Origin of the sequence: Acetobacter garciniae, assembly GCF_017377735.1 — a bacterium.
GTDB lineage: Bacteria > Pseudomonadota > Alphaproteobacteria > Acetobacterales > Acetobacteraceae > Acetobacter > Acetobacter garciniae.
Map to the genome: position 1 here is coordinate 36,119 of NZ_JAFVMH010000014.1, position 13,830 is coordinate 49,948.

13 protein-coding genes are annotated in these 13,830 nt (G+C 62.3%); 3 read left to right on the top strand and 10 right to left on the bottom strand.

Features of this window, described 5'->3' with window-relative positions:
* Nucleotides 1-34 precede the first annotated feature (34 nt).
* From J2D77_RS16110 to J2D77_RS16125, 4 genes are all read right to left on the bottom strand, one after another.
* Nucleotides 35-370, bottom strand: coding sequence for a zinc ribbon domain-containing protein YjdM (locus J2D77_RS16110; protein ID WP_207847498.1), 336 nt, complete (start codon nt 368-370; stop codon nt 35-37).
* Nucleotides 371-813: 443 nt separating this feature from the next.
* A complete protein-coding gene (locus tag J2D77_RS16115) occupies nt 814-1,914 on the bottom strand; it encodes an NADH:flavin oxidoreductase/NADH oxidase (protein WP_207847500.1) in 1,101 nt (366 codons plus the stop codon).
* Between the two features lie 185 nt (nt 1,915-2,099).
* Entirely contained in the window at nt 2,100-3,257 is a 1,158-nt protein-coding gene (locus tag J2D77_RS16120; protein ID WP_207847502.1) for an iron-containing alcohol dehydrogenase, read from the bottom strand.
* Nucleotides 3,258-3,336: 79 nt separating this feature from the next.
* Nucleotides 3,337-4,344 (bottom strand): LysR family transcriptional regulator, encoded by a 1,008-nt coding sequence (locus J2D77_RS16125; protein ID WP_331000089.1) that lies wholly within the window; start codon nt 4,342-4,344, stop codon nt 3,337-3,339.
* Nucleotides 4,345-4,631: 287 nt separating this feature from the next.
* On the opposite strand from J2D77_RS16125, the gene J2D77_RS16130 reads away from it, so the two are divergent.
* Together J2D77_RS16130 and J2D77_RS16135 are read left to right on the top strand one after the other, a co-directional pair.
* Nucleotides 4,632-5,066, top strand: coding sequence for a CidA/LrgA family protein (locus J2D77_RS16130; protein WP_207847504.1), 435 nt, complete (start codon nt 4,632-4,634; stop codon nt 5,064-5,066).
* A complete protein-coding gene (locus J2D77_RS16135; protein WP_207847506.1) occupies nt 5,063-5,782 on the top strand; it encodes an LrgB family protein in 720 nt (239 codons plus the stop codon). The genes J2D77_RS16130 and J2D77_RS16135 overlap by 4 nt, the downstream gene beginning before the upstream one ends.
* Nucleotides 5,783-5,898: 116 nt before the next feature.
* On the opposite strand, the gene J2D77_RS16140 is transcribed toward J2D77_RS16135, so the two are convergent.
* Together J2D77_RS16140 and J2D77_RS16145 are read right to left on the bottom strand one after the other, a co-directional pair.
* Nucleotides 5,899-6,720, bottom strand: coding sequence for an aspartate dehydrogenase (locus tag J2D77_RS16140; RefSeq protein ID WP_207847507.1), 822 nt, complete (start codon nt 6,718-6,720; stop codon nt 5,899-5,901).
* Nucleotides 6,721-6,748: 28 nt separating this feature from the next.
* On the bottom strand, nt 6,749-7,552 hold the full coding sequence (locus J2D77_RS16145) for an SDR family oxidoreductase (protein ID WP_230975893.1): 804 nt from the start codon (nt 7,550-7,552) through the stop codon (nt 6,749-6,751).
* 222 nt (nt 7,553-7,774) lie between these two features.
* Between J2D77_RS16145 and J2D77_RS16150 the strand changes: the two genes are divergently transcribed.
* Nucleotides 7,775-8,458 carry a GNAT family N-acetyltransferase gene (locus tag J2D77_RS16150; RefSeq protein WP_230975894.1) on the top strand — a complete coding sequence of 228 codons (684 nt, stop codon included), beginning with the start codon at nt 7,775-7,777 and terminating at the stop codon, nt 8,456-8,458.
* Nucleotides 8,459-8,512: 54 nt separating this feature from the next.
* Here J2D77_RS16150 and J2D77_RS16155 read toward each other — a convergent pair whose 3' ends face one another.
* The 4 genes from J2D77_RS16155 to J2D77_RS16170 form a co-directional block, all read right to left on the bottom strand.
* Nucleotides 8,513-9,328 carry a hypothetical protein gene (locus tag J2D77_RS16155; protein WP_207847509.1) on the bottom strand — a complete coding sequence of 272 codons (816 nt, stop codon included), beginning with the start codon at nt 9,326-9,328 and terminating at the stop codon, nt 8,513-8,515.
* Between the two features lie 40 nt (nt 9,329-9,368).
* Nucleotides 9,369-11,864 carry a TonB-dependent receptor domain-containing protein gene (locus tag J2D77_RS16160; RefSeq protein ID WP_230975895.1) on the bottom strand — a complete coding sequence of 832 codons (2,496 nt, stop codon included), beginning with the start codon at nt 11,862-11,864 and terminating at the stop codon, nt 9,369-9,371.
* 178 nt (nt 11,865-12,042) lie between these two features.
* The gene (locus tag J2D77_RS16165) at nt 12,043-13,011 is read right to left on the bottom strand and encodes a FecR family protein (protein ID WP_207847510.1); all 969 of its coding nucleotides are present in this window, start codon (nt 13,009-13,011) and stop codon (nt 12,043-12,045) included.
* Nucleotides 12,980-13,549 carry an RNA polymerase sigma factor gene (locus J2D77_RS16170; RefSeq protein WP_207847511.1) on the bottom strand — a complete coding sequence of 190 codons (570 nt, stop codon included), beginning with the start codon at nt 13,547-13,549 and terminating at the stop codon, nt 12,980-12,982. Before J2D77_RS16170 ends, J2D77_RS16165 begins: the two co-directional genes overlap by 32 nt.
* Nucleotides 13,550-13,830 lie beyond the last annotated feature (281 nt).

Genomic DNA, 13,830 nt, shown 5'->3' on the forward strand with positions numbered 1-13,830 from the left:
TGCCGGGATCAGGGACGGAGGTGGGGCGTGGGGTTCACGCCTTGCGCAGAAATTCCGCCTTGAGCCGGTAGCCGCCCGCCTCGACCGCGTGATCGCCGTGGCCCAGGCGGATATTCTTGATCTTTGTGCCCACTTTCAGCGTGGTCGAAGATCCCTTTACCTTCAGATCCTTGATGACGACGACCGTATCGCCATCGGCCAGGGCCACGCCGTTGGCGTCGCGCACGATCTCTTCGGCGGGTGTGTCCTCGGGGGTATTTGCGACATCGACCGGCCATTCATAGCCGCAGGTATCGCAGACATGGTTCGCCCCCTCGATATGGGTTTCATCCAGGGTGCATTGCGGGCAGACAGGTGCGGTTGTGCTCATGACCGTTGATTTAACGCCCCATGGCCTTGCGCACAATCCCCCGCATGGTGTGTTGCCCGCCCGCCGGACCCTGCCCCGGCTTTGAAAAGACGGTGTGCGGGACAGGCAGGACAGGCTGTGCAAGCAGTCGAAAACCCTCGCGCGTGGGCCGTGGGCAATACAGGCTGGAACAGGCGTTTTGGTCTTGAGCACCAAAAATGTTATAACGCAGCACCAGACGACCCCAGGGACCGAGGTGCACGGTGCGAAAAATTGAGCTTTACCTGTTTATATCCTGTGTCTTCATCATAACCTGCGTGATGTATTATGAATACGATCACTACATACCGCAATCGACAGGTTGTGTATTTGGCATGTGCTTCTAGAACGGGCTCGCGTCCGGGCGCATGGTGCCGGGCAAAGCAGGCCTGCGCGGCGGAACATGACGGGGGGCAAAGCGGTTTTCAGACCTCGAAAAGATCCTTGTGGGTGCGCGGCTGGCACCGCAGATACTGGTTGGGTGCCCTGACATGCCCGCCCAGATGGGCGGCGGCGTGCCATGGCCAGCGCGGGTCGTACAGAATGGTGCGCGCCAGGGCGATCATGTCGGCATCTCCCGTCGCCACAATGGCCTCGGCCTGTTCGAAGCCCGTAATCAGCCCCACGGCCACAACCGGCATGCCTGTCTCGCGCTTGACCGCGCGGGCCAGCGGCACCTGGTAACCCGGGGCGACGGGAATATCCTGCGCGGGGCTGAGCCCGCCGCTGGATACATGAATGGCGTCACACCCGCGCGCCTGCAGGTGCTGCGCAAAGGCCACGGTCTGTTCGATATCCCACCCGCCGGGCACCCAGTCCGTGCCGGAAACGCGCACGGTAAGCGGGCCGGTATGGAACACCTCGCGCACGGCGTCGAACACCTCCAGCGGAAAGCGCATGCGGTTTTCAAGCGATCCGCCATAGGCATCGTCACGGTGATTCGACAGGGGCGAGAGGAACTGGTGCAACAGATAGCCATGGGCTGCGTGCAGTTGCACCGCGTCCAGCCCCAGCGCCATCGCACGCCGCGCGGCGGCCACAAAGGCTGCGCACACCTTGTTCATGCCATCGCGGTCCAGCGCCATGGGGGCGGAATTCGTGGGCTCGTAGGGCTCGGCCGAAGGGGCCAGCGTCTGCCAACCGTGGGGGGCCTTGGGTGGAATATGCGCACCCCCTTTCCACGGTACCTCGCACGAGGCCTTGCGCCCGGCATGGGAAAGCTGGATGGCGACCTTGATATCCGACGCCAGGCGCACGCCGTCCAGCACCCGGCGCATGGCGGCCTGGGTTCGGTCGTCCCACAGGCCGACATCACCATAGGTAATGCGCCCTTCGGGCAGCACGGCCGTGGCCTCGATCGTCAGCAGCCCCGCCCCCGATACCGCGAGCGAGCCCAGATGGATGAGATGCCAGTCCGTCATCTGGCCATCGACGGCCGAATACTGGCACATGGGGGCGATGACAATGCGGTTGGGCAACGCCAGGGTCCTGAGTGCCGTAGGTTGGAAGAGAACAGGCCCGCTCATGAACATCCCTTTTCTGGTTTCTGACTGTAGAGCCCGGCCCACCCGCCCCTGCCGCATAAGGCCGGGGTGTTCGGCAGGATGCGGGTCGGGTGCAACAGCCCCCGGGGGCCGAGCGGGATAGCCACGGCAGAGCAGCGGCCAGCGGGTTCAACGGTCAGGAAGAAAACGTGCCGGGGGGCGAAAGGTTAGAGCGCGGCTTCCAGGACGCGGCGGCTGACATCCAGGCCGATCTCCTCCCGCTCGCCCAGTGCGGTCATGCCGTGCGCATCCAACTGGGCGATCAGGTCGTCGATCGCATCCGCGCCGATCGTGTAGGCGGACAGGCGGGTGGGAATATCCAGGCTTTCGAAAAACGCTTCCGTCCTGGCAATGGCGGCTTCGATCCGTTCATCCTCGCTGCCGTCATGCAGGTTCCATACGCGCTGGGCATATTGCAAAAGCTTGCCCCGCTTGGCCTCCTTGCGGATACGCAGCATGGCGGGCAGCACGACGGCAAGCGTGCGCGCATGGTCGATATCGTACCGTGCCGTCACTTCATGGCCGATCATGTGCGTGGCCCAGTCCTGCGGCACCCCGGCCCCGATCAACCCGTTCAGCGCCAGTGTTGCGATCCACATGAAATTGGCGCGCAGGTCGTAATTATCGGGTTGGGCTATCACCTTCGGGCCGATCTCGATCAGGCTTTGCAGCAGGCCTTCGGCAAACCGGTCCTGGGCCATGCCCCCTGCCGGATAGGTCAGGTACTGTTCCATGATATGGACAAAGGAATCCACCACGCCATTGGCGACCTGGCGCAAAGGCAGCGAATAGGTCTTGGTGGGGTCCAGCACGGAAAAACGCGGAAAGACATGCGGGCTGCCGAAGGCCAGTTTCTCACGCGTCCGGCTGCGTGTGATCACGCTGGAACTGTTCATTTCCGACCCCGTGGCGGGCAGGGTCAGCACCGTGCCGAACGGCAGGGCAGCCCCCACGCACGCCCCATGGGTGGTAAGAATATCCCACGCATCCCCCGTGTAGGCGACGGCGGCGGCCACGAACTTGGTGCCGTCGATCACCGATCCACCGCCCACCGCCAGCAGGAAATCCAGCTTGTCGCGGCGGATGGTTTCCACCGCGCGCATCAGGGTTTCATAGGTCGGGTTGGGCTCGATCCCGCCGAATTCCTGGAACACACGGCCCGCAAGGGCTGCGCGGACTTCGGCCAGCGTGCCGTTCTTTTCGGCACTGGAACCGCCATACAGGATGAGTGTTCGCGCCTCCGCCGGCACATGCTCGGCCAGCTTTGCGATCGTGTCCTTGCCGAAGACGATCCGTGTCGGGTTATAGAACTCGAAATTCTGCATGCTTGGCACTCCCCGCTTGCGTTGTTCGGGCCCATCCAAACACCCGACCCGTCTTTGGGCAACACCACACGGGCAAAGATCAGCCCTGCCGTGCCCCGGCGTACGCAAACGGGGGATGGTCCCAGTACGGGGTCTTGCCGAACCGCTCCGCCATGAAGGCGACAAAGCAGCTTACCTTGGGGGCCACGACCTTCTTGGGCGGGTAGACAGCCCAGATCGCCCGTTCGGGGCCGGGGGCAAGCAGCCATTCCCATTGCGCCAGCACGCTGCGCAGCCGCTGTTCATGAATATCCGCCGCCACCAGCCAGGTCGGCAGCAGGGCGATACCCAGCCCGGCCAGGGCGGCATCGCGCAGGGTTTCGGAATCGTTTGCGCGCAGGCGTCCGTCAACAGCGATCTCGTGGGCCGGCTGTTCGGGCTTTCCCTGGGGGCGATAGTACCACGCATCGGCCGGTTGCAGGGCAAAGCGCAGGCAGGCGTGGTCTGCCAGCCCGGCGGGGGATTCCAGCACGGGGCGGGATGCAAGATAGGCCGGGCTTGCAACAAGCACGCGGCGATGGGGTGCCAGGCGTTTTGCAATCAGCGTGGAATCCACCAATGCGCCAATGCGGATCGCAACATCGGCGCCGCTCTCGATCAGGTCGACCGTGGTGTCGGTCAGGGTCGCATCCAGCCGGATATCGGGATAGGTGGCGAGAAAATCCTTCATATGGGGCATGACATGCCGCCGCCCGAAAACGCGCGGAATGTTGATGCGCAACAGCCCCCGCGGCGTGCTGTTCAACAGCGACGTGGCCGCACGCGCCTGATCCAGGTCGATCAGGATCTGAAAAACCCGCGCGTGGAATGTCCGGCCTGCTTCCGTCAGCGTCAGGCCACGGGTGGAACGGTTGAACAGGGCCGCCCCCAGATCCGCCTCCAGCGCGGTGATATAGCGCGATATGGTGGAAACCTTCGTGCCCGTTTCAGCAGCGACGCGTGAAAAACTCCTGACCTCCGCCGCCCGCACAAAGGCCCGCATTGCCGCCAGGTAGTCCATGCGTTCGCCTTCCATGCCGTAACGGTTCGACCAGACCGGTAGTACCAAGGGCGGATTTATCCTTCAAGAGCCCCACGGGGCACGGGAACCCGGCCCCCGGCCAACCGCCAGCAGGCCCCCGAAAAGCCTGCCCGCAGGGTGGTATGCCCTTTTCAGCAAGACCCCTTTGCGCGCGGGGTTCTTCATTCCCCCCGGGCAGGCGCAGTAGCTAGGCGGGTGCATTACTCCAGCAAAGGCGAGATTCGGCAATGCCCACCCTACCGGCCCTGACATCGGCAATCGGCACGGCACCACCAGCCCCCTTGCCCATCACCGATCGCAGGTAAGGGACACACATGCCGGTTGCTCTGCTCATTCTTGCCGGATGCGAATTGCTGGGGGAGGTCATCCGTGCCGCCTGCCACCTGCCCATTCCCGGACCGGTGATCGGGATGTTCGTGCTGGCGGCAGCCCTTGGCCTGCGCACCGGCCTGACGGGGCAGAAGAAAACGCCAGCGCCCTTGAAGCCCGCAGCCGAAACCCTGATCGCCAATATGGGCCTGCTTTTCGTGCCCGCGGGTGTGGGCATTATCGCGCAGTTCGGGCTGATCCGCCACCAGTGGCTGCCGATTTCGGCCGCCCTGCTGGGTTCGACCGTCCTTAGCCTGGGTGTGACGGGTCTGGTCATGCACAAGCTGCTGCTGCTGAACCACCGCCGCCTTGCCGCGCGGGCAGGCACAATCCAGCCCCACCCACCAGCCGACTGCGCGAACCGGAACCCCCTGCCATGACGACAGCCCTGAACGCCCTGTGGACACCGCTTTCAAGCACGCCCCTGCTCTGGCTGGTGGTGACACTGGCGGCCTATGTGGCCGGGCGGTGGGTCCAGTCCCTATGCGGGGGTTCGCCCTATGCCAGCCCGGTGCTGATTGCGATTATCCTTGTGGGCTGCGGCCTGGTTGTGACCGGCACGTCCTACACGACCTATTTTGCCGGCGCGCAGTTCATCAACTTCCTGCTAGGGCCGGTGACCGTGGCCCTTGCCGTTCCCTTGGCGGAAAATTTCGGGCTGGTCTGGCGCAACCTGACAAGCATCGGCCTGGCTTTGCTCGCGGGGTCGCTCACATCCGTCATAAGCGGGATCGGCCTTGTGTGGGCGCTGGGCGGCACGCGCGATGTCGCCCTGTCCATGGCCCCCAAGGCCGTGACGACGCCGATCGCCATGGCCGTATCCGAACAGATTGGCGGCGTTCCCGCCCTGACGGCGGCGCTTGCCATATTGGGGGGCATTCTTGCAGCCATTATCGGCCGGCAGATGCTCCGGCAGTTCCAGATCGAGGACCTGCGCGCCCACGGGCTTGCCGCCGGTGTGGCGGGCAGCGGCATAGCAGCGGCACAGATCGCCGCCATCGATGAAACGGGGGCCGCGTTCGCCGCCCTGGGCATTGGCCTGAACGGCGTGCTGACCGCCATTTTCGTGCCGGTTCTTATTGCGCTTTGGCGGTGAACGGGGCCGCACCCGCCGAGCATGATAGAAGTTTTTGTCGCTTCTTTTTCAAAAATTGACGCTTCCTGAAGCTTTTTGAAAAAAGCTTCACCAAAAACTTTTATTTTTCAGGCTATTTATGAAAATGCTAGGCATGAACCGATAGAAGCCAGAACACAGCGCGCCACGCTATACCCCGCCGTCAGCGACGTGCGCGGATTATCGGGCGATGGCAGACCCTCCATACGGAAAAACCCGTTGGCACACCGGCCGGAAAACGTGATCTCATGCACATTGTTCGTGCACTCCCGATCCGCAAGAAGGCGGACCTGCGTTGCATCGAACCCCAGCCCCGCCAGGGCCACCGTGGCCGCGACATTCGCATTCCTGGGGAATTTCAGGGCGGCTTCACGCGCACTCCCCTCGAACACGACGGCATTGTCCGTATACCCGCCCGGCCACGCCGCAGGCGGCTTGCGCCCGACATAGGTGACCGCATGCAGGCCGGACAGGCGCACGGCCTCCAGCGCGTCCATGCCCCCCACGGCACCGGCCGCCACGCGCAACGTGCCGGTATCGGCCGCGGCAATGCGGGCCAGTGTCTCGGCCTGGGCCAGTGCGCCGACAGAAGCCACGACCGTCTCGATCCGGGCAGCCAGCAGGGCGGGCACCACATCACGCACCGCCTCCTGCGATGCGCATTCCGCAACGACATGCGGGGCGCAGGCGATCAACCCCGCTACGTCGAAAACAACGCTTACCCGTTCGGGCTCCAGCCCCAGGCGCTGCGCCACCTGCGCCACGTTACGGCCCGGGCGGGCCAGCACCGTGACCATGGCCAGCGGCACCCCCGCCGCCCGCACGGCGCGTAGGACCGTCCCGGCCATGGACCCACAGCCCACAAGGCCCAGATGCAGGGCCCGGAGTGCCGTGTCGGAAGCCCCTGTCCTGTTTGTCATGTTTGCCCTGTTTGTCATGGATGACCGCTCAGACATAACGCGAAAGACCGCCAGAAACCTCGATCTGCGCACCGGTAATGAACGACGCCGCGGGTGAACCCATGAAGGCAATGGCGCGGGCCACCTCCTGCGGAAGGCCGAGCCGCCCCAGCGGAATGTTCCTGTTCCGCGCCACGGTGGCAAGCCACTGCTCCCGCGTGAGGCTGCGATCGTCCCGTGCCTCGAACCGCCGCTCCCACTGGCCCGACTCGATCAGCCCCACCACCACGGAGTTGACGCGAATGTCGGGCGCGAATTCGCCTGCCAGGGATTTAAGCAGGTTCTGCACGCCCGCACGCGCGGCCGATGTGCAGACCATCTGCGCTTCGGGCTGGTAGGCCAGCAGGGAATTGACCGCGACAACAGCCCCCTGCCCCGAACGGGCCAGCAGCGGCGCAAACGCATGGATCGTATTGATCTGGCTGAAGAATTTAAGCCTGAGTTCCTCCGCCCAGTCGGCATCGGTCGTATCCGCGAAGGTGGACATCCGGCCTTGGCCCGCGTTGTTGACCAGCAGGTCGCACTGGCCCCGCCAGTCCTGCACGGCTTCAAGCAGCCCCGTCACCGCCGCCTTATCCAGAACATCGCACGGGCGGGCCAGCACATCGCCATATGTCGCCAGCATCTGGCGAGCCTGTTCCAGCCGCTGGGCATCGCGCGCGCAGATCGCAACCGCCATGCCTTCCTCCAGCAGCACACGCGCTGTCGCAAGCCCTATTCCGGAACTGCCCCCGGTCACCACCGCCACCTTGCCACGCAAACCCAGATCCATTTCCGACTCCTCCGATGCCATGCGCCCATTTGCTCTTGATTGCCGGCACACACCAACAGGCAAGGTAGAGCCACCCTGGCCATAACGCAGCCCAGGCGATGGGGTGGCCCGCCGCTGTATGGGGGCAGGGGTCAGCCTTCCTTCATACCAGAGACACCGGCCCGCCGGGCAAGACCTATGCAGCCCGCCCCGCGCCACGCTATGTCAACAGGCAGGCCCATGCATGCGATCGCAGGACAGAGAATGCAGACAGATCTGACACACTGGGCCGGCGTGCCCAGGCCCGCCCGCCAGATTCTGGAAGGGCGTTATACACGCCTGGAACCGCTCGATCCCGCATGCCATGGGGCGGACCTGCTTCGCTCGGCACGAGAACCGGGGGCGGAGGCGCGCTTTCGCTACCTGTTCGAGACCCCACCTACCGATACCGCAAGTTTCCAGGCCTGGCTGGATAAGGCGGCATCGTCCGAAGACCCGCTGTTTTTTGCCGTGATCGACAAGGCCACCGGCCGGGCGGAAGGACGCCAGGCGCTGATGCGGATCGATACGGTGCATGGCGTTATTGAAATAGGCCATATTCTGTGGGGCCCGGCCATCGCGCGCACGCGTGTCACCACCGAAGCGCTGTACCTGTTCGCGTCCTATGTGTTCGACACCCTGGGCTATCGTCGCTTCGAATGGAAATGCAACGACCACAACGCGCCGTCCAAGCGGGCGGCAGAACGGTTCGGTTTCCGGTTCGAAGGGCTTTTTCGCAACCATATGGTTGTCAAAGGCCAGAACCGTGACACCGCATGGTTTGCCATGACCGATACCGACTGGCCCCATATCAAGCAGGCTTTCGCGACATGGCTGGAGGCGGGGAATTTCGATAGCGCAGGACGACAGCTTGCAAAACTGGACTGCTCTGGCTTTCGCAACGGGTAAAATCCCGGGCGGACAGGTTTGCTCTATCCGCCCGATGCTGGCCTGCCTTGCGGGTTACGGCAGGCGGCTTTCCACCACTTCGCGCGTTTTGCGCTGAATGCTCCAGATCTGCCGGGGCGCGGTCTGGTCCCAGTCGAAGGCCTGCCCTTCCGTCGCCATGGGCAACGTGCGGACATAGCGCAGCCGCCCGCCTGCTTCCGGCAGGGCAAGGACATACATTTCGGGCCGGCTATGGCCGGTCACATACAGCAGGCCGTCTTTTCCCCAGCGCCCGCCCGAAATGCTGAAGGGCTTGACGCGCTCGAGAACTTCCTCGGGGAAAAGCCAGGCCTCGGTCCGTTCGAATTGCGGCGTCATGCGCACGAATACCGTCGCGCGATGGTCCCGGCCGCCATCGCTGCCTTCCACATCGTAATTGGCAAAGCAGGCCCACCAGTTCCCGTCATGCCAGTCGATCCATGTCAGCGACCCGGTGCCGGGCCCGAAGCTGTGGCTGCCGATATGGCGCATGGTCGCGGGGTCGAACCATTCCACCGAACTGGTCATGGGGGATGCAGGAAAATTGGACATCGCGCAGACCAGCTTGCCGTCATGGATCTGGCAACTGTTGATATGCCTGTATAAAGCCGGATCACCCTGCCACAGGGCCACACGCTGGCCGGTCCTGCGGTCGTATTTGCCAATGGCGCTGTTGTTGATGGCGTAGATGAAGTGCTCATCATTCGCCACACCCTGGCCTGCTTCCTGCGTTGGAATGCTTCGGACAATGCTGGCACTGCCTGCCGGGTTATCCTGCGCGCGCGCCGCCGCCAGCGGTGCCAGGCCAAGTGTCGCGCAGCAGGCCGCGCGCAACAGAAAATGCGTGTTCACGTCATGAATCTCCTGAAAATATGGGAACCGGGCATGGGGCCTAGAAATGCTTGCGCACGGTAAAAAACACCATGCGGGGCGCGCCCGCCAGAAGGGTGGCGAAAGTGTGCTGGGGGTCGGTGAACTGGAAGCCCTGCGACCCCACGGTCGAGACATAGCGCTTGTCGAACAGGTTGGTGACGTTGATCTGGGCATCCACCCCGCGCAGGATGGGGCTGCTGCCATGGTAGCGATACCCGACATTGAGATTGAAAATATCGTTGGCAGGAACCCAGGAATCGTTTGTGTAGGTATAGGTGCGCTTGTCCTGGAACTGCATGTTGATATTGCCCCAGATCGAACCATCGTCGTAGCCGAGCTTGACATTGGCGAGGTTGCGCGGCATCGCCACCACCTGCTTGCCCTTGATGGCGTAGAACGTGCCATCGCTGTTCACGTTGTCGTTGTAGCGTGAATCGTTGAACGCGTAGGATGCGTAAATCGACCAGTTCTGTGCAAAATTGTAGTTGAAGGCCGCATCGATGCCGCGCGCGGTTACGCCGCCCACATTGGACAGGATCAGCGGGTTGCCCGTAACCGTCGCCCCTTCGCGAATACTGAGCAGGCGGTTTTCGAATTCGACATAATACCCGGTCAGCGATGCCTGGATGGCGCGGTCATGGTAGCGATAGCCGATTTCCTCGGTATAGGACATTTCAGGCTTGATGCTGTTCTTGATGGCGTCATACCCCGCAACCGTGGTCGAGAACGGGCTGGTCTTGCCGGTCTGGGAATTGTCGAAGGCGGCCATGTTGCGCGCGAAATCGGCAAAGACCTCGTGATGGTTGTCAACGCGGTAGTTCATGCCGACCTGTGGCAAAAACCCGTTGGCCGCCTGGATGGAACCGGAAGGATAGCCATCCGCGCTGGTAATGACACCACGGTAATTGGCCCCCACCTGGTGGGCGGTATCGTCCACGATCAGCGACTTGAAACCGTAATTCAGCTTCAGCGCCTTCGTGATCTGCCATGTATCCTGCAAATGGACCTGATAGGTCTTGGAATTGAAGTTCGCCTGCCACTGGGTATTGTACCAGGTATTGTTGTACCAGGTCAGGCTGTTGGGCGCCTGGTTCACATCGAGCGGATAAAAGCGGCGGGCTTCCTCAAAATCGTCGTTCTCGAACCAGAACCCGCCTTCGATCGTGTGGTTGGCGATATGGTAGCTCAGGCTTCCGACAAAGCCTTCACGGTGAATGCCATATTCCGTCGTCCGCGCCGACAGGGGCGATCCGCCAAGGTCTGACGGGGTGGGGGTGTAGGTCACCCACACGCCTTCACCATTATTGGTGTGGCCGTAGACTGTGGTGTAGCCTTTCAGCCGGTCATTGATCTGAAAATCCAGCCGCCCGTAACCCAGAACGTCCTGCCGCAGCGTGTTGTTGTTGTAGTAGACGAAGTCCTGCGCGGTGCCGCCATTGGTGGTGCCGATCCCCGCGGGAAACGGCGTCTTGTTCTGGTAGGCCAGGGCTATGTCCTTGGCCAGGCTGTAATTGTTGTTGATATCGTCAAGATTGTAGCCATATTTTTGAATCGTGGCCAGGGAGAGGTCGTGATAGTCATTTTCCTGCCGCAGCGCCCAGTCGCCGTACAGGGTCAGTTTCACTTTCTCGCCAATCGGCTGGACGAATTTCGCGTTGGCCTGCTGCTGCTTTTGCGCGCCCCAGCCTTTCCATTTATCCGCATCCCCATAATCGTAGGACACGTAGAATTTCCCACCCCCCGGCAGCAGGCCGGAATTGACCCGCATGAACGTGCGCCACGTCGTGGCCGAACCGATGGTGCCCGCAACGTCCACGCCAAACTTGTCGGTAGGATCGACAGAAGTAAATTCCAGCGCGCCGCCCAGATCGTTGGAGGCCGCAACATCGACCGAACCCGCACCCTGTGTCAGCGTCGCCCGGCCGTTATTTTCCGTTTGCAGGGCCCGCGCGATCGAAAGCCCGTTGTCATTGCCGTAGTTCAAATTGCCCAGCGGCACGCCATCCATTGTAAAACCCAGGCGGCTCTGGTCGAAACCGCGGATAATGACCTGCTGGGATGCCTCGTTGATACCCAGCGGATCGGACGAGGTGAACACCACGCCGGGAAGCTGCGACAGCACCTTGAACGGGCTGGTGCCCGGTGTGGCCTGTGCAATGGCCGTGCGCGACACGGACTGCGTTTCACGCGCGCTGCCCGTGCCCAGCACGACGATGGATTCACTCGCGCTGGACTGTCTGGCGCGGGCGGCCGGAACCTTCCTGCGGGTCAGGAAAATGGTGCCGTCGGGCTGGACCGCAAGGTCTATCCCCTTGTCGCCCAGCATTTTGCGCAACGCGTCCTGCGGCTTCATGGTGCCCTTGATCGCATTGGAGCGGAGTTTTTCACCGATTTTTCCGTCCATGGCCACATGCAGCCCGGACTGGCGCGCAAACTGGGTCACGGCGGATGACAAAGGTTGGGAGGGAATGGAAAATTCCGTGTCCTGCGCGGGTGCGGCAAGAGCGCCCGCCATCGTGCAAAGGCTCAAGGCCGTTGCACACAACAATACGGAAAAAAAGCTTGTCTGGCGCACGATTGGCATTTCCTGAGATGACTGATCCACTCAGGCGATGCTTGGGCATATGATCTCCCGCCATCGGGAAGTGTTAAAGTTTGAAGTCAGGCCGGCTGGTTACCCAAACACAAGCCATTCAATACAGGTCGATCCGCCCCGGCGTTGCGACACTGTCCACATGCAGGATGCTGCGTACCGCACTGACAAAGGCATCCGGATCGCGCAGGGAGAAGGAGCCGATCACCACACGGGCACCCGCATTCCCGTGCACGAATATCTTGCGCTGGTTGTAGCGGTTGAACAGTGCGACAGCTTCGGACAAAGGCTGCCCCTGCAATTCCACGACGCCACGCATCCAGCTTGTCTGCATGGCGATATCGTCGGCGGAGAGTATCCGCCGCGTCAGCGACGTCGCGGAGGCAACGACCTCCTCCCCCGGGCGCAGGACAAGTCGCTGTCCGTTCGTGGGGTCGAGCATCTGCGCGCTGCCCGAAAACAGCAGGATACTCGCCTGACGCTCGAACAGCGATGCTTGCAGCCTGCCCTGGGCCGTGACCCGCAAATACGGTGTCATGATCCACGTGGGAGCGGTGCTGGACGTAACACACCGCCCGGCCAGCAGTTCGATCGTCGTGCCATACACGCGGGCCTGGGAATAGCAGTCCAGCGAGAGCTGGCTATTCCCTCCCCCCTTGCCCGGGCCAGTCTCCCGCCCGTTACCCAGGGCGATGTTTTCGGCCATATTGTCATGGGTGCGGTAAAAACGCCCCATTTCATGCGACTGGCGCGGCCATAGCAAGGCAGTCATCGAGGCAACGGCTGCCCAGCTCACCTGCCGCCGGGTGAGGCGTGCCGGCCGGGATTCGTGGAACTGCGCGACTGCCGCACGGGTTTGCGCTTCGGGCTGGCCTGCGGCCAATGCTGCGGTGCGTTCGGTTGCCTGCCAGACCACCTGGGCGCGTATCATCGCCCCCTGGTTGCGAAAATCCGTCGCAAGCCACGCATCGAGTACCGCCTGCTCATTCGCAGTCAGGTGCCCGCACGCAAGACGCATGGCCCATGACGATGCAACCTCATCCCGCGTTGTTTTGCCAGGATCCGACATGCGGGAAAGACCTGTATCCCGTCTCATGATCTTTTTCCCGCTGCGCGTACGCATCCCCGATCAGGCGCAGCGCCCGTGCCATCTGCTTTTCGATGACATTTTCCGAAAGACCAAGACGCGACGCACAATCCTTTCGGGAATATCCATGAATACGATGAAGAGTAAAGATCGCGCGACACCGTGGCGGGAGGTCTGATATCGTCTGACTGAGAAATTGGAGTTCCTCCCGGGCGCTGACATGCTGCTCAGGCCCTGGTTCACTGTCGACAAGGGTGTCGTCCGTTATGTCTGACAGCGAACTCAACGGCACAATGCGCGCACGCCGATAATACTGAAGCACGACATTGCGCGCCACCTTGAAAAACCACCGACGGGGAAAGCGGATTGTCGCCGGTTCCGTGCGGGACAGTGCGATCCACGCTTCCTGTATCACGTCGTCGACGTCGATACCCGAAAACCTGGAAAGCCACCGCCGGACATCGGCTTCATGGGGCAGTATCTCTTCAGCGAGCCATCGAGCCTGGGTTTCACTCAGCACAGCGTGTCGACCTCATGCCGCCGCGTGACATCCCTGCCACCACCGTGAGTGACAGGTTCCGCACGCCAGCATCATGCCGCGTGGGATAACCCTTTCATCACGCCCGCAGTATGAAGATTCTATGACATTGCTGACAGCCCAGGAAAGACCGCGCGCCTGCTTCATACAACTGCTATGGTACTGTTTCACGCAAATGGCTACCCACAATGGCGGCACGCTCTTCTGTACTATAGCTGAACAGCATATAGGCGCGGCGGACGGCTTCAGACCAATCCATAGAC

Bases quoted from the DNA above. Each gene is read 5' to 3' on its own strand.
- J2D77_RS16110 (WP_207847498.1), bottom strand. From the start codon at position 370: ATGAGCACAACCGCACCTGTCTGCCCGCAATGCACCCTGGATGAAACC.
- J2D77_RS16115 (WP_207847500.1), bottom strand. From the start codon at position 1,914: ATGAGCGGGCCTGTTCTCTTCCAACCTACGGCACTCAGGACCCTGGCG.
- J2D77_RS16120 (WP_207847502.1), bottom strand. From the start codon at position 3,257: ATGCAGAATTTCGAGTTCTATAACCCGACACGGATCGTCTTCGGCAAG.
- J2D77_RS16130 (WP_207847504.1), top strand. From the start codon at position 4,632: ATGCCGGTTGCTCTGCTCATTCTTGCCGGATGCGAATTGCTGGGGGAG.
- J2D77_RS16135 (WP_207847506.1), top strand. From the start codon at position 5,063: ATGACGACAGCCCTGAACGCCCTGTGGACACCGCTTTCAAGCACGCCC.
- J2D77_RS16140 (WP_207847507.1), bottom strand. From the start codon at position 6,720: ATGACAAACAGGACAGGGGCTTCCGACACGGCACTCCGGGCCCTGCAT.
- J2D77_RS16145 (WP_230975893.1), bottom strand. From the start codon at position 7,552: ATGGCATCGGAGGAGTCGGAAATGGATCTGGGTTTGCGTGGCAAGGTG.
- J2D77_RS16150 (WP_230975894.1), top strand. From the start codon at position 7,775: ATGCAGACAGATCTGACACACTGGGCCGGCGTGCCCAGGCCCGCCCGC.
- J2D77_RS16160 (WP_230975895.1), bottom strand. From the start codon at position 11,864: ATGGCGGGCGCTCTTGCCGCACCCGCGCAGGACACGGAATTTTCCATT.
- J2D77_RS16165 (WP_207847510.1), bottom strand. From the start codon at position 13,011: ATGTCGGATCCTGGCAAAACAACGCGGGATGAGGTTGCATCGTCATGG.